The sequence below is a fragment of the Paenibacillus flagellatus genome, assembly GCF_003217775.1.
In the GTDB taxonomy this organism is placed as follows: Bacteria; Bacillota; Bacilli; order Paenibacillales; family NBRC-103111; genus Paenibacillus_AB; species Paenibacillus_AB flagellatus.
On the sequence record NZ_QJVJ01000012.1, the window covers coordinates 111,577 to 125,964 of the forward strand.

14 protein-coding genes are annotated in these 14,388 nt (G+C 55.8%); 7 read left to right on the plus strand and 7 right to left on the minus strand.

The features are described from left to right. Positions 1 to 41: 41 nt before the first annotated feature. The 4 genes from DLM86_RS24255 to DLM86_RS24270 are packed head-to-tail and all read right to left on the minus strand — an operon-like array spanning position 42 to position 5,274. The gene (locus tag DLM86_RS24255; protein ID WP_110842659.1) at positions 42 to 1,565 is read right to left on the minus strand and encodes an extracellular solute-binding protein; all 1,524 of its coding nucleotides are present in this window, start codon (positions 1,563 to 1,565) and stop codon (positions 42 to 44) included. 50 nt (positions 1,566 to 1,615) lie between these two features. Next, positions 1,616 to 2,491 carry a carbohydrate ABC transporter permease gene (locus DLM86_RS24260; protein WP_211326580.1) on the minus strand — a complete coding sequence of 292 codons (876 nt, stop codon included), beginning with the start codon at positions 2,489 to 2,491 and terminating at the stop codon, positions 1,616 to 1,618. Positions 2,492 to 2,506: 15 nt separating this feature from the next. Continuing rightward, positions 2,507 to 3,424, minus strand: coding sequence for an ABC transporter permease (locus DLM86_RS24265; RefSeq protein WP_245954872.1), 918 nt, complete (start codon positions 3,422 to 3,424; stop codon positions 2,507 to 2,509). Positions 3,425 to 3,459: 35 nt separating this feature from the next. Further along, positions 3,460 to 5,274 (minus strand): FAD-dependent oxidoreductase, encoded by a 1,815-nt coding sequence (locus tag DLM86_RS24270; RefSeq protein WP_211326581.1) that lies wholly within the window; start codon positions 5,272 to 5,274, stop codon positions 3,460 to 3,462. Positions 5,275 to 5,399: 125 nt separating this feature from the next. On the opposite strand from DLM86_RS24270, the gene DLM86_RS24275 reads away from it, so the two are divergent. Beyond that, the gene (locus DLM86_RS24275) at positions 5,400 to 6,194 is read left to right on the plus strand and encodes a helix-turn-helix domain-containing protein (RefSeq protein ID WP_110842660.1); all 795 of its coding nucleotides are present in this window, start codon (positions 5,400 to 5,402) and stop codon (positions 6,192 to 6,194) included. 94 nt (positions 6,195 to 6,288) lie between these two features. Here DLM86_RS24275 and DLM86_RS24280 read toward each other — a convergent pair whose 3' ends face one another. Continuing rightward, positions 6,289 to 6,657, minus strand: a complete 369-nt coding sequence (locus tag DLM86_RS24280) for a winged helix-turn-helix transcriptional regulator (RefSeq protein ID WP_110842661.1) — start codon at positions 6,655 to 6,657, stop codon at positions 6,289 to 6,291. Between the two features lie 148 nt (positions 6,658 to 6,805). Here DLM86_RS24280 and DLM86_RS24285 point away from each other — a divergent pair, with 148 nt between their 5' ends. The 4 genes from DLM86_RS24285 (at position 6,806) to DLM86_RS24300 (ending at position 10,204) form a co-directional block, all read left to right on the plus strand. Then, positions 6,806 to 7,525, plus strand: a complete 720-nt coding sequence (locus tag DLM86_RS24285; RefSeq protein ID WP_245954894.1) for an NAD(P)-dependent oxidoreductase — start codon at positions 6,806 to 6,808, stop codon at positions 7,523 to 7,525. Positions 7,526 to 7,547: 22 nt separating this feature from the next. Then, complete coding sequence (locus DLM86_RS24290; protein ID WP_110842663.1) at positions 7,548 to 7,994, plus strand: DUF2269 family protein; 447 nt, start codon at positions 7,548 to 7,550, stop codon at positions 7,992 to 7,994. A gap of 192 nt (positions 7,995 to 8,186) precedes the next feature. Continuing rightward, positions 8,187 to 8,852 (plus strand): TetR/AcrR family transcriptional regulator, encoded by a 666-nt coding sequence (locus DLM86_RS24295; protein WP_110842664.1) that lies wholly within the window; start codon positions 8,187 to 8,189, stop codon positions 8,850 to 8,852. A gap of 122 nt (positions 8,853 to 8,974) precedes the next feature. Further along, positions 8,975 to 10,204 (plus strand): serine hydrolase domain-containing protein, encoded by a 1,230-nt coding sequence (locus tag DLM86_RS24300; RefSeq protein ID WP_110842776.1) that lies wholly within the window; start codon positions 8,975 to 8,977, stop codon positions 10,202 to 10,204. Positions 10,205 to 10,449: 245 nt separating this feature from the next. Here the strand turns inward: DLM86_RS24300 and DLM86_RS24305 are convergent, their stop codons facing one another. Then, positions 10,450 to 10,842, minus strand: a complete 393-nt coding sequence (locus DLM86_RS24305; protein WP_245954874.1) for a Rossmann-fold NAD(P)-binding domain-containing protein — start codon at positions 10,840 to 10,842, stop codon at positions 10,450 to 10,452. A gap of 411 nt (positions 10,843 to 11,253) precedes the next feature. On the opposite strand from DLM86_RS24305, the gene DLM86_RS24310 reads away from it, so the two are divergent. Both DLM86_RS24310 and DLM86_RS24315 read left to right on the plus strand, forming a co-directional pair. Further along, entirely contained in the window at positions 11,254 to 11,940 is a 687-nt protein-coding gene (locus DLM86_RS24310; RefSeq protein ID WP_146250285.1) for a hypothetical protein, read from the plus strand. 267 nt (positions 11,941 to 12,207) lie between these two features. After that, complete coding sequence (locus DLM86_RS24315; protein WP_110842666.1) at positions 12,208 to 13,656, plus strand: M23 family metallopeptidase; 1,449 nt, start codon at positions 12,208 to 12,210, stop codon at positions 13,654 to 13,656. Positions 13,657 to 13,786: 130 nt separating this feature from the next. On the opposite strand, the gene DLM86_RS24320 is transcribed toward DLM86_RS24315, so the two are convergent. Further along, positions 13,787 to 14,320 (minus strand): 5' nucleotidase, NT5C type, encoded by a 534-nt coding sequence (locus DLM86_RS24320; protein ID WP_110842667.1) that lies wholly within the window; start codon positions 14,318 to 14,320, stop codon positions 13,787 to 13,789. Positions 14,321 to 14,388 lie beyond the last annotated feature (68 nt).

Consider the following 14,388-nt stretch of genomic DNA (forward strand, 5'->3'; position numbering starts at 1 on the left):
GTTTCACCCCCAATAGAGGGAGCGGGAACAATCTTTCCACCTTACTTCTTGCTTTCCATTTGAGCGATATAATCGTTCATTTCCTTCAGATACGTTTGGCCGAATTTCGTATGCCAGTCCTGCAGCACCTTCTTGTACTCGGACGGCTCCGCATCGCCGATAATGATTTTCGTCGTAACTTCGCTGAACTTTTTGTTGAAATCCAGGTAAGGCGGCGTTTTCGCAATCGCCGGCGTGAAATCGCGGTCCTTGGACATCACGATTCTTTTTACGGCCTTCTCGATATTCGGCACGAGCTTCTGTTTCAGCTCCTCCGACATAGCCGGATTAATGAAGAACATGTAGTCGTTGGCGCGGCGAACCATATTTTTGCGGACAAACGTTTCCAGCGGCGGCTCCACAAAGGTGCGCTTGTTGTTTTCCACCTTGAAATCATACCCTTCCACGCCGGCGTAGATGGAATCCCAGCCTTTGTCCGATAGCATGTAGTCGAATACGTCGACGACTCTTTGCGGATCCTTCGCATTGCGCGTTACCGCCCAGAAGCCCCACAACCCTGTTCCAAGCCCCAGACCTTTCATCTCGCCTTGCTCGTTCTTAACGAATACATAGGCAAGATCGAAATTCGGGTTGATCTTTTTACCGGCATTCAGGAAGGTTTCGTAATGACCTGCAAACCCTTCGATTACCCCCGTTTTGCCGCTTTGAAACCGTTCCAGCGTTTTAGTGGCATCGATCGAAGGCGAATCCGGATCGATCAGCCCTTCTTTGAACAGCTTGGCCGTTAACTCCAAAGCCTTCGTATATTGATCGGAGTTCACATCGTACTGGGGATTCATGTATTTATACTCGCCCCCGCCGGTCTCCTGCCAGCCGTAAAGGCCGAGCTCGTTCTGGAAAATCGGCTTGAGCGATTTATTGCTTCCGGATGCGGCCGTACCGTACCCGTACGTATCGTGCTTTCCATTGCCGTCCGGGTCTTCCTTCGAAAATTTGCGCATAATCTCGATCATTTGATCCAGCGTAATTTCGTTATTGTCCGGGAGCTTGATATTCCATTTATCGAGCCAGTCTTTTCGGAGCCAGTACCCGTCGGAGCGAATAACGGTCGTCCGCGGAATGCCGTAAATTTTGCCGTCGTTGTTTACCTGCAAGGCGTCCCATGAGATGTCATACGAATATTTTTTAATGTTGTCGGCGCTCTTCAAATAATCATCGATCGGGAGGATAACGCCGTCCTTAACCGCTTTCAAGAACGCGGCATCGCTGGGACTCGGAAAATAGACGACGTCGGGGAAATCTCCGGTCGTAAGCGATAATTGAAGCCGCTCACTGTAGCCTGTCGACGGCGGTATGTCGAATTTGATCTCCGTATTCGTTGCTTTCTCGATGGATTGAACAAGCAGCTTGTCCGTTTCCGAAAGGTTGGATGATGCAAAATTGCCCATAATCTTCATGCTTGCTTTGGCTTTGGCGGTTTCCGCCGGCTTGTCTTTGCTTCCGCACGCGGTAACTCCGGCGAGCAGCACCGCGGCTCCCACCCCGGCCCATACTTTCTTAAACATCTTGGTTCAGCCCCCTTGGAATGTTTATCTATGACAAGGATCCGGCGCAATCAACCTTTTACGGACCCCAGCATAATTCCTTTGACGAAAAATCGTTGCAGAAACGGGTACACCGACAAAATCGGGACCATGACGATCATGATCGTCGCGTATTTCAGCGTCTCCGGCATGACGTTCATATTGCCGATCTCGGCGCTGTTATCGCCCGCAGAAATTTGCAGCATTTTGGCGCCCTCGATGACCTCCCGCAAAAATAGCATCAACGGCCAGTTTTCCACGCTTCGGATATAGATGACCGCAGAGAAAAAGCTGTTCCAATAGCCTACCGCCGCGAACAGCGTCAATGTGGCGATAATCGGCATGGAGAGCGGAACGACGATTTTGAACAAAATGTAGGGCTCGGAGGCTCCGTCCATCTTGGCCGCTTCCTCCAGCTCCTCCGGAATGTTCTGCATAAAATTGACCATCAGGATCAAGCTGAATGCGGAAAACAATCCGGGAAACACGAGAGCGGCCAGCGTGTCCAGCATGCCGAGCGAACGAATCAAATAAAAGTTCGGAATGAGTCCGCCGTTGAACAGCATCGTGAAGATGACCAAATTGATCAGGATCGCTCTGCCTTTCAAATGCGGTTTGGAGAGAGGATACGCCGTAATGATATACAGAAAGATGCCTAATGCTACGCCGCTGACGGTAACAATGAGCGTATTTAAATAGCTTCTGGCAAGAACGGGATGCGAAAGGATGTCCTTATAGGCGTCGAACGATATTTCGCCGGGCCATATGCGCATCGGGTTTTCCAAATACGCGCTGTGCGAGCTGATCGAAACCGCGGCGACGTTCAGAAGGGGATACAGCATGACCACGCAAATCAAAGACACGATTAGATAGACGGCGATGTCAAAAAGCTCGATTTTCTTGTGCAAATTCCTCTTCACCTCCTACCATAATGACTTTCCGAATAAGCGCGCAATCCGGTTGGCCAGCACGATCATAACGAGTCCGACCACCGATTTGAACAAGCCGACGGCAGCCGTGAACGAGAGTCTTCCTTCCAACAAACCGACCCGGTACGTATAGGTTTCAAACACATCGGCCACTTTGTAAGTGGCGGGATTGTATAACAAGAAGATTTGCTCGAAGCCGATATCCAAAACGCTCCCGACTCGCAAGACCAAAATAATGACGATCGTCGTCGTTATGCCGGGAAGCGAAATATACCATATTTTTTGCAGCCTGTTGGCCCCGTCGATGGTGGCCGATTCATAAAGGGACGGGTCCACGGACGTAAGCGCGGCCAGGTAAATAATCGTTCCCCATCCGAGCTCTTTCCATATTTCCGCGGAAACCAGTATAGTCCGGAAATATTCGGGCTTCAGCAGGAAATGAATCGGCTCCCCGCCGAAATCTGCGATCAGCCTGTTGACCCAGCCCGACGACGGGGACAGCATGTTGATAATGATGCCGGCTATAACGACCCACGATATGAAGTGCGGCAAATACAGCACCGTTTGGGCGACCCTTTTGAACAGCAGATTCCGAATTTCGTTCAGCAGGATAGCCAGCAAGATCGGCGCGGGAAATCCGAACAAGACTTGATAGAAGCTGATGATTAACGAATTTCGTAAAATCGTGAAGAAATCATCCGACTGGAACAGATAGCGAAAATTTTCGAAGCCGACCCAATCGCTTCCCCAGATGCCTTTCAGCAAATTGAAATCCTGGAACGCAATGACGATGCCGAACATCGGGACATACTTGAAAATAAGCAGATAAACAAATCCCGGTATCAGCAAAACATACAGCCACTTGTTTTTTCTCATATACAGCCAGACAGGACTTGCTTTGCCGTTATTCATCCCATTCTCCTTCCAAGAACGTGACCGCAAGCGAGTTACTCGCAAACGATTTCAACCACTCGCGCATGGTCCAAACCGTTCGTAGAGATGACCTCCAGACGGAGCGTCTTCAGATTTTTCAGCGTTACCGGCAAATGAATCATTCGTTGATAATTGCCCTTGATATGCGCGATTTCCGTCCTCCCTTGCTCGCTATGCGCAATCAGCTTAAACTCCTTCAGCGTTTCGGCTTGCGGCCGCCCCCACTGCATATGCTTCTGAAGCACGTCCAAATGGCATAGCATCAACAAACGGTGAAGCCCGGTATCCAGTACGATCGTAATCCGGGAAACCGTTACCGGCTCCTCCCACTCCAACTCCAGCCAAGGGCTGCCGTCTCCCGGCTCCGACATCCAGCGATGCGTGCCGACCGACGTCAAGTCGGGACGTACTCCCTTCTCCCCATGGACCGCACGAGTATGCCCGTCCACTACATTTCCGCATTTTCCTTGCATTTGCTCGGACGAAGCGGATATTCGGGCGAGCTTCGCGAGATTTCTTTCCAGCTTCATGCCGGGCAAAAAGGCCCCCTGCCGAAGCAACTGCTGTTGAGCTTCCTTCACGACGCCGCTTTCGCGCCACGCTTGTTCCAGCGGAAGTTTGCGCTTCACCGCCGTTGCCGCGAACGTTCCAAGCCCTTCTCCCATGACCGCGCAAGTTGCCATGACCCTGGTGCTGGAGAACGCGATATGGGTAGCCGATACATTGCGGCCGGCGAACATCAGATTCAAAATGTTCCTGCTTATCATCGAGCGGAGCGGAATGCCGTAAAGATAAGGCGTAAACGGCTGATTGCACGGCTCCTCGTCTTTCGCATCGATGCCTTTGGGCGGATGGGTATCCATCGACCAGCCGCCGTAAGCGATTACATCATCGAAGTCGACGGCCTGCTGAATATCGTTTTGGGTCAGTACGTGCTCGCCGATAAATCGCCTGGACTCTCTTTTGCCCGGAAGAAAGCCGAACCAATCCAGCGCCCAATTTTCGGCATCGGGGTGATTGCCGCTATTTTTGATGTGGTCCCACACCCCAAGCATGATCGCAAGCAGCTCGTCGCGGATATGCTCGTTATCCTTGATCGTATCCAGCGTACCGCCGAATTCTACCCACCAATAGCCGAACTCCCAAGTGTCGTGGTTTCTAAACTTCAAATCTTCCTCCGTAAACTTGCGGGCCCATGTCGGCGGGGTAAACGGCATTGGGCGTCCCATATCCTTCGATGTGAACAAAAGGGAGGACCCGAGACGATAAGCGTCTCTGTTCAGGTTTGCACCCGATTCGTTATATTCCACGGCCGCTTCCCGGCCGGTCATAAAAGAGGCCCCCGCTTCATATCCCAGCCTGCCGTCGCCCGTACAATCCACAAAAATGTCAGCCCGAATCGTAAAGCTATCTTCCGTGCTTTCTCTCACCGCATAAGCGGAACGAATACGGGAGCCCTCGACTTCGGCTTCGACAACCGTCGTGTTCAGCAGCAGGGTCAAATTCGGTTCGGCGCGGCATTTCTCATATAAGATCAAGTCCAGCATACTCGCGCTCCGCTGCGGATTTCTGACCGAGCATTCGAGCGCGATTTCTTCGATGATGCCGCTTTCTCTGCGCTCCGTCTCCAGCTCCTTCCCGATTGTGGATGCGCCGGATATATTCATGCGAATCTCCGACGATGCGTTTCCGCCAAGAACGGAACGGTCCTGGCATAAAATGACCCGGGCTCCGTTGCGGGCCGCGGCTAATGCCGCCGCAACCCCCGCCATTCCTCCACCGGCGATCAAAATGTCCGTATCCAACATTTTCGAATCATTCTTCCCCACATCCATTGACTCCTTTGCATTCTATGATATCTTTAATTACATATTACGACCTTTCATTTATGTATTTGAATTCATAAAATTTCTTTCTCATATCCAAAATTTCACGTCGGACGAGGTGGAGCGAGATGCCTGCAGGTTTGCCCGAAATCGTCTACCATATGTACTGGCTCAAAAAAAACAAATTTCTACTAGAGAAGGATATTTACGTGACTTGGGTTCTTTTTGCGGTGGAGGAAGGAACGTTCGAGTACCAGATTGGAGAAAATTACGGAGTGGCCGAGTTCGGAGACGTGGTCGTGTGCCCGCCCCAGATCGCTTTTCATCGAAACGTGCTGACGCCCTTAAGCTTTCATTCCATTACGTTCCTCCTCCCCGAAGGAGAGCCGTTAAAGCTTCAGCCCCTGCTGGCGCAGCGGAAAATAAGGCTGCCGCAGATCAGGCGATTGTCCGAAAACTACAGCTGCCTAAGGCAGGCGGACCAACAAATGTCCTATAGCTCCGATAATCAAAAGCTGAAGCAGCATTATTTGGCGGACTTATGGCTGATGATCGCACAGCAAGCGCTGGAATCCCCCGAAGTCGATCCTTTATTGGAAAAGGACGAATTCATTCGCGATGTCGCGTTATATTTGAATAACCACGCCCATGAATCGATCGAAATCCGGGATGTCGCGCAGCGATTCGGCATGACGCCCGTGCAGCTGATCCGCAGATTCAAAAACGCCTACGGCGTCAACCCTTTGCAATATCTAACGTCGATTCGGGTAAAACAGGCATGCAGGCTGCTGCTGATCACGGAGTGGACGCTCGATGTCATAGCGGGAAGATGCGGCTACGAGAACGGCTTTTATCTTAGCCGGGTGTTCCGCAAGGCGATGGGCGTGAGCCCGTCCGAATTCCGCAAGCAATACCGGTATTAGCGGACGGCGGACGGGAACGTTAACATGAATAAATATCATATTAGGTAACAAGGAGCTGCCTTGTAGCAGCTCCTTGCCTTTTCACTATATTAATCTACATCGGAATGGCAGGTGCCAAGACAGCCTGCTTGGAGCCCGGCCGCTGATGGGTTTCGCCCCACTCGCACATGACCTCCATCACGGGTACCAGCGTCTTGCCGTATTCGCTTAACGAATATTCCACTTTCGGGGGGACCGATGGATAAACCGTCCGCGTCACCAGCCGGTCGTTCTCCAGCTCCCGCAAATGCTGCGCCAGCATTTTCTGCGTCACCTCGGGAATCAGCTTCTCCAGCTCGCTGAACCGTTTGGTGGAGTCCACCAAAAGCCATAAGATCATCGGCTTCCACTTCCCGCCGAGCACGTGAATCACCGTTTCAATCGGACATTTCCGCTCCACTGCCGCCTCTGCGCCGGATTCCATCCAATCCCTCCCTGCCCAAGCTTACTTTCAAGTAAGTACCCTACATGAAAGTGGGTTCTTAACAAGATTTTAGGGCGGTGCTAAGCTTAAGTCAATCCAGCAATGAAATGTGGCGATCGCCGGGAAGAGGGAGTGGACGATGAAGATTATGGTGTTCGGAGCAACGGGAAATACGGGAAGAAGGGTACTGGCCCAAGGCGTTAACAGGGGGCATGAAATGACCGCTTTCGTGCGCAATCCCGAGAAGCTTTACGAGCAGCAAGGCGAGCGGATCGCGGGGCAAGTGAGGGTGATCGCGAAGGACATCATGGATCCGGAAAGCGTCTACGAAGCGCTCTCGCAGCAAGACGCCGCAATTCTCGCAGCCGGTTACGCCTCCCAAGGCGAAGAGTTCGTTCGTATCGTCGATAACATCGTCAGCCAATGTGAGAATAATACGCGGTTTTCCGGAAGGGTATGGGTAATGGGAGGCGCCGGGCTGCTCGACATTCCGTATACCGGTCTGATCGGTAATCGGTTGCCCGGGTTCCCGCCCATGTACCAAACTCACGACCGGAATTTGGAACGGCTGCGGCAGACCAAGCTCGATTGGTCCGTCATGTGCCCGGGGACGATGGTCGAATCGGCCGATGTTCCGTCGTCCGTTCGCTTGCATGTGAGCACGGACATATTGCCCGTGCCTGTTCCGGAGACCATCAAGGACTTCTCCGAAGCCGAAGTGGCCGGCCACCTGTTCAGCCGGTTGAAGGAGCTGGATGTCGCTTACGAGGATGTAGCGAACTGTATGCTAGATCACCTCGAGCTTGCAGGGCCGTTCAAAGGCAAAAGAGTCGGTCTCGCTTACCGAAGCGAGCTGCCGGTAAGCTGAGCGCGGAAGGAGACGATCCCCTATGTTCGGATTGCTGCTCGTGCTGCATATACTCTCGGCGATTGCCTTCATGGGCTCCGCCTTTCTCATCCCTGCCGTCCGCAGGTCCGCCAAAACCGCCGGCCAGCTTCGCTTTGTCTTCGATATGACGGCCAAGCTGTCCTGGTTTTCCAAAATAGGCGGGGCCGTACTGATCGCGACCGGGATCGGGCTCATGCTCTTAACCGGCATGGGACTGTCCCAAATGTGGCTGAATGCGTCCATTCTGTTGTCGCTGCTCCTGGCGGTCGCGATTGGCGCATGCATCGAGCCTCGTTTGAACAAACTCGCGAAGCTAGTGGCGGCAAGCCGTGGCGATGAGGTGCCTGCCGAGTTGTCTAGCGCGATGAAAAAGATCGTGCCGCTGGAATCGGCGGCGCAGCTGCTGATGATTGCCGTTATCGTGCTGATGGTGATCAAGCCGTTTTAAGCTTCGCCGTCATAGCCGCTCTACTCCGGTCCTTCGGATATGGAAGGAACGTCGCGCGACCGTCGCAGGAATAATGCGGCGGTTAGGTTTTTGAAAAAAAACGATACGATATGCTGAAGATGGGGTTGACATCAACAGGGTGATCGGATACATTAATTACATACCAACCGAATGTATGAAAGGAGGGGGCGAATGGCAAGAAACAAATATCCGGAGGAAACGATCAACCAGATTCTAACCGTCGCTCTTAACCTGTTCATGCAGAAAGGATACGAGCAGACCTCCATTCAGGATATTATCAACGAGCTGGGCGGGCTGACAAAAGGGGCCATCTATCATCACTTCAAATCGAAGGAAGAGATCATGCAGGCCGTTATCGACCATTTGTTCAAGGACGTTGACGAGATGCTGTCCGGCGTCCGGGACGACAAGGAGCTGAACGGCCTGGAGAAGCTGCGCAAGATTTCCCGAGTCTCTCTCGACAACCCCGCGCAAAACGAAATGGCGACGGCGGCACCGAACCTTTTGCGCAATCCGAAGCTGCTGGCGGCCCAGATCGAGCATATCATCGAAAAAGCCGTTCCCGTCTATATTCAGCCCATCATCGAACAAGGCATGCGGGACGGCTCGATCCGAACCGACTATCCAAGGGAGCTTAGCGAAGCGTTGATGATTCTCACCAACCTGTGGCTCAACCCAGCGGTTATCCAAGCCACGCCCGAGATGATGCTGCGCAAGGTAAAGCTTTTCGATGAAATGCTGAAAGGCTTGGGACTTGATCTGTTCGATGAGCAAATGTTTCAACGTTATGAGGAGCTGTTTCGTTTGTCAGCCAGAGAAGCCAGCAAAGATCGCTAAACTGCCACTGCCGAAAGGCAGCTTATTTTTAAGCAAATACATACCATCGGTTGGTATGTAGATCATTTAAAACCATACGGCCAATTAAAAAGTAAAGAGAGGGAAACGAAATGAAAAAGATGATGGAACGAAGCAACAGCGGCTTCTCCGAAAATGGATTGCGCAGAATGCGCGACGTGCTGGCAAGGCATGTCGATTCCGGGAAGATTCCGGGGCTCGTCGCTCTAGTCAGCCGCAACGGCGAGACGCACGTCGAAGCGATCGGCACGATGCGCCATGACGGAGGAGCACCGATGCGCCGGGACACGATCTTCCGGATGGCGTCCACTACTAAGATGGTCGGGGCCGCGTCGGTGATGATCCTGCTCGACGAGTGCAAGCTGCATCTGGACGACCCCGTAGACCAATGGCTGCCCGAACTCGCAAACCGGCGGGTGCTGAAGCGGCCCGACGGCCCGCTGGACGACACCGTGCCGGCGCGACGGCCGATCACCGTGCGGGACCTGTTGACCTCTACGTTCGGGCTTGGAATGGATCTGACGTTGATGGGCTCCCCGATCCAGAACGCGATCTTCGAGGCGGGGATCTACGACACGCCGCAAGTGGTGCTGCCCGAGCCGGATGAGTGGATGCGCCGCCTGGGTGCACTCCCGCTGAGCTACCAGCCCGGAGAGCGGTGGCAGTACCACATCAGCAACGAGGTGCTCGGCGTACTCGTCGCCAGGGTCGCGGGTCAGACATTCGAGACGTTCCTGCGCGAACGACTCCTTGATCCGCTGGGGATGAAGGACACCGGCTTCCACGTGCCCGCCGACAAGATTGACCGGCTGCCGCCCGCCTATATCCCCGATCCGCAGACCGGAGGGTTCATCGTGTGGGACGAGGCCGCAGGCGGACGCTACACCAGGCCCCCGGCGTTCCAGGCGGGCGGCGGCGGGCTGCTCTCCACCGTCGACGACTATGACGCGTTTTTACGGATGCTGCTGAACCAAGGGATGCACGGGACCGAACGGATCCTCTCCCGGCCCGCCGTCCAGCTGATGACCACCAACCGTCTCACGCCCGAGCAGCAAGCGTTCCGGGACGATTTGGCCAAAAACAACGTTCATTTGTCGCACGGCCAAGGGCAGCACGGCGGCTGGGGCTTCGGGATGGCGGTACGCACCTACCGCGGCGACTACGCTTCCATCGGTCAGTTCGGCTGGGACGGCGGAAGCGGTACCTCGGCGTATGCCGACCCGGACAAACAGCTCGCCGGAGTCCTGCTCACTCAGGTCGGGATGTCCACGCCGGATTCGGCGCATCTTATCCACGACTTCTGGACCATGGTGTATCAGGCAATCGAAGACTGACACCGAGCCCGCGCTCGGTAAATCACGACTTGCACCTAGTTCCCAAGCTGGTCATTTCCTCAAATGGGCGGTTGGTCTGTCCGGGAAGGCAGGGCGCGAATCCGGGCGATGAGTTTGATGCCGCAGCCGCAAAACGCCGCCTTGGCGCTTCGGGAATAGCGGAAACGTTCGTCCAAAAAGCTGCCGGTATGAGACCCGGCAGCTTTTGGCGTACGGGCGATATACTTCCGGTCGCTTCGAGCCGTTCATCCCAGGCCGAGCAAATGGAGGATCAGCGCCATCTGCGCATACATCCGGTTCTCGGCTTGGCGGTACACGATCGAGCGTTCCGACTCGATCAGCTCCTCCTCGATTTCGAAGCCGGGGTGGACGGGCATGTCGTGCATCAAGTAGGGGGCATACCCTTGCAGCGTCTGCCGGTTCACTTGGAACGGCATCATCGTCCGTATTCTCCGTTCCGTTTCCTCGCGGTACGCTTCGTCCCGATAAAACTCCATATCGACCCAAGTGTCCGTATAGACGAAGTCCGACTGCGGAACCGCCTCGGCCAACGCGGATACCTGCTCCACATGGCCGCTTCGCAGCGCCCTTTCCATCAGGATCGACGTCCCAGGATGCGCGACGAGATGGTTGGGCACGCTTCATTCCTTTTTGATGGATAAAATTTCACAATGACGAATTATTATTCAAAACTTAGATAAAAGTCAACCGCAATTTCCCATTTGGTCGAGGTGCATCGTCCCCTCCCATTCATATATTCCATAAAGTTCCTTACGCATTTCTACTCCGCTTTAGTTCCAAACTCCTAACGACTTGTCGAGTCAAGCAGGGAAATGCCAGAAACATGTCGAAATGAGGATCGAATTGGAAGAAATATTATTTCTCGTGTGGGCGGGGGAAGCATGCATAAATATTTGGTCGACCGGGTCAACGTCCAATGGGTGACGAAGCATGGCGGAGGGACGAAGAAAGCGACGGAGGACTGACGCCGAACCGGTTGTACGATCCTCCGATGCCGATGACGCAAACCAAGAGAGGTGGACGACGAAATGACAACTGAAGGCATAACGACTTGGGAACGATTGTTCGTCCGCTACGGCTTTATGGCGGAGCGGGAAGGGAACGGTTTCGGCTTCCGGGCCGAGAATCGCGCAAACCGCGAGTTTTTCGGGCGCATATGCACGGTGATGGAATGGAGCGATTGTTTCGACGAGCGTACGCTCGTCTTTCGCCCGCCCGCAGACGGCATGGAGGAGGAGCGGTTTCGCGAGGCGATGGACAAAGCGCGCCACGGCCGAGGCGACTTCCCGGGTGAGCCGGACCGTATCGAGCTGTCATGCCTCGACGCTTACATCGCCGGCATCGTCCGCTGGTTGACGTACGCCGGCATCCGGACCGGGCAAAGCTGCGACGGTCACGGCCGACGTCCCGCCTCCCTCGCGACGGAACGGGCGAACGCAGCCGACATTCCTCTGCTGGATGCGGTACTGGCGCTCGTCTCGGCCGGCCGCTGGCGACTGACGTATTCGTACGATGCGACGGGAGGAGAATTGACCGTCCGTCCTTCGACGGCCGAAATGCGCGAGAGGGCCGACCGCGGTCGCCTCCGCGAGCGCACGTACGAGCGGGAATGGCTGCTGGATGTCGCGGAGACGCTGTACGCGCGCCGCGATACGCTGCGCGACCTCGTCGCGCGCATGCGGGGAGTCGCCGCCGCTGGAGAGGAGCGGCAATAGGCAGCAGGGAAGCTTACGCCCAAAAAAATCAGAGAACCCTCGAAGTGCACGTCGATTTTCCGATACATGGCGGAAAAGTCGGCGTGCTTTCTTTCTTCGCAGCGTCCCCGCATTGACCGTGTTGCAAAACCTCGCCCCGCCATGGCTCGATTACTCCCGCCCCGGCACCTCTTTCGCCTGAGCCCCGACGTATCGTATGATGGAGACAGGACCGGCTGCGGTCGATTCGAATCGAGTTGCGATACGTTGACATAATGGAGGGACAGGATGAAGCCAGACCAGTCGAAACGCGGCACGGATGCGCCGGCGACGAGGAGGCGCTCGCGCCGATACCGGCTTGCGTTTGCAGGGCTGACCGTGATCGTGGTCGCCGTCGCCGGGTGGTACGGATATGATCGGCTAGCCTTGCAAGCTCCCGGTGCGGGGCAGGAGGCCGGGCGATCCGCGGCCGTCGAGCCGGCGCCGGCGGTCAAACCGAAGCCCGAGGCGGTCGAATTCCGGATGACCGGCTTCGAGCGCGGATGGGTGCGCTACGCCGACGGCGTCGTGAAGTCGACGGAGGATGGGGGCGCGACATGGAAGGAGTCCGCCGCGGCGGTCCCGCAAGGGCAGTCGGCATCGGGAGGCACGGCGGAGGGGGCGGCCTCCCCCGATTCGGCGGCTGCCTGGGACTTCGGTCCGGGCGGACCGCCGAAGCCGGAGTCGGCCGTCTACGAAACGAAGCCGTATCCGGTAAAGCAGTCGCAGTTCATCACCGACCGGGTCGGCTGGGCGCTGGTGTCCGGCTTGGAAAGCCCGGACGTGCCGCCGCTGCTGCTTACGACCGACGGCGGTCGGACGTGGCGGCTCGGGATGCCGGCGGAAGCGGGGGAGGCGCTGCAAGCGGAGGAGATTCGTTTGCGCCAAGCGCAAGAGGAGGCGGCGATGTATGCGGCGGCAGGCGCCGCGCAAGCCCGGCAAGCCGGCTGGAGCGTGCAGCCGGAGCAGGCGTCGCCGGGCGACGTCGTCCTCGTGCGGCGCGGCGAGCCCGGCGAAGTGGCGTGGCAGGGGAAGACGTACAAGCTGCAGCCGTTCGGAGCCGGGTACTACACGTATTTGCCGATTTCGATGCAGGTGAAGCCCGGGGACTACGCGATCGGCGACCGGACGCTGACCGTCAAAGCGAAAACGTTCGAAACCCAGCGTCTGACCGTATCGAAGCAAATGGAGAGCATGAAGCGCGAAACGGAACGCATCCAAGCGGACCAGAAAAAAATCGACGCGGCACGCTCCCGATCGGAGCCCGAATTTTTATTCGCCTCCGAATTTAGGCAGCCGGTCGAAGGCATTTTGACGACGCCTTACGGGTATACCCGTTACGTGAACGGCAAGCTGGACAGCACGCATACCGCCATCGATCTCGCCGCCAAGGAAGGAACCCCGATCCATGCGACGAACGACGGCATCGTCGCGTTGGCCGACAGCTTGTATTTGACCGGCAACTCGATCTACATCGATCACGGCATGGGGTTATTCTCGCAGTACGCGCATTTGTCCGAGCTCCGGGTGAAGACGGGCGCCCGGGTGAAGCGGGGCGACGTGATCGGACTGGTCGGGACGACCGGGTTTTCCACCGGGCCGCATCTGCACTTTACGTTCTGGGCGCACAACGTGCCGGTGAACCCGAATTTGTTTTTCGGGTCGACGCCGTTCCGCTGGGGAAGCGCCAAGCCGTAGTAAACCGAACGCGAAAAGCGCCATCCCTGCGATGGCGCTCTTTTGCATTGCGGGCGAATCGGCTGCTACGACTTGCGTAACGAGACGTCCGCTAACCGGCTCCCTTCATGCGGGAGACATCGGGCTTGTCTTATTTCAGAAACATGTCCGCCACGTCGCGCCAATTGTTCACGCGCGGGTAGCGGGTCTCCTCCAAGTTGTGCGACGCCGTGTACAGAATGCCCTGGCCGCGGAAGCGGGCGAACTGGTACGTGTGGTCGTCGATCAAGTAGTCCGCGTTGATGATGCTTTTGTCTCCGCAAAAGACGATATGCGTATCGGGAATGAACGGAAAATGCTCTTTCAGCCATTCGTACTTGGCGGCGAACGAAGCGGGAACCTCCATGGCGGCCGAGGCAATGAAAATTTCGTAGCGCGTCTGCAGCTCCCGGATGACGTCCTGGCTGTCCGGCATGACGGCCAAGTCACGGAAAAACGTCGGGTCGTCGAAGTAGCGGTACAGCTCCTGCCCGCATTTGGCGACTTGGCGAAGCTTCTTGCCGTGCAGGTCTTCGATCGTCACCGTATCCTCGTAATCCCGGTTATAGCAATGAAGCAGCTTGCCGAGCGTATCGGCCACAACCTCGTCCATGTCGATCGCGATTCGTTGCTTGGCGGTTTCCATATGCACGCTCCTATCCGGCTCTATCGGTTTCTCTCTACGCTTCCATGCTAGCGGTAATCGTCATGCGG

Bases quoted from the DNA above. Each gene is read 5' to 3' on its own strand.
- DLM86_RS24275 (WP_110842660.1), top strand. From the start codon at position 5,400: ATGCCTGCAGGTTTGCCCGAAATCGTCTACCATATGTACTGGCTCAAA.
- DLM86_RS24295 (WP_110842664.1), top strand. From the start codon at position 8,187: ATGGCAAGAAACAAATATCCGGAGGAAACGATCAACCAGATTCTAACC.
- DLM86_RS24290 (WP_110842663.1), top strand. From the start codon at position 7,548: ATGTTCGGATTGCTGCTCGTGCTGCATATACTCTCGGCGATTGCCTTC.
- DLM86_RS24310 (WP_146250285.1), top strand. From the start codon at position 11,254: ATGACAACTGAAGGCATAACGACTTGGGAACGATTGTTCGTCCGCTAC.
- DLM86_RS24300 (WP_110842776.1), top strand. From the start codon at position 8,975: ATGGAACGAAGCAACAGCGGCTTCTCCGAAAATGGATTGCGCAGAATG.
- DLM86_RS24255 (WP_110842659.1), bottom strand. From the start codon at position 1,565: ATGTTTAAGAAAGTATGGGCCGGGGTGGGAGCCGCGGTGCTGCTCGCC.
- DLM86_RS24265 (WP_245954872.1), bottom strand. From the start codon at position 3,424: ATGAATAACGGCAAAGCAAGTCCTGTCTGGCTGTATATGAGAAAAAAC.
- DLM86_RS24285 (WP_245954894.1), top strand. From the start codon at position 6,806: ATGGTGTTCGGAGCAACGGGAAATACGGGAAGAAGGGTACTGGCCCAA.
- DLM86_RS24280 (WP_110842661.1), bottom strand. From the start codon at position 6,657: ATGGAATCCGGCGCAGAGGCGGCAGTGGAGCGGAAATGTCCGATTGAA.
- DLM86_RS24315 (WP_110842666.1), top strand. From the start codon at position 12,208: ATGAAGCCAGACCAGTCGAAACGCGGCACGGATGCGCCGGCGACGAGG.
- DLM86_RS24320 (WP_110842667.1), bottom strand. From the start codon at position 14,320: ATGGAAACCGCCAAGCAACGAATCGCGATCGACATGGACGAGGTTGTG.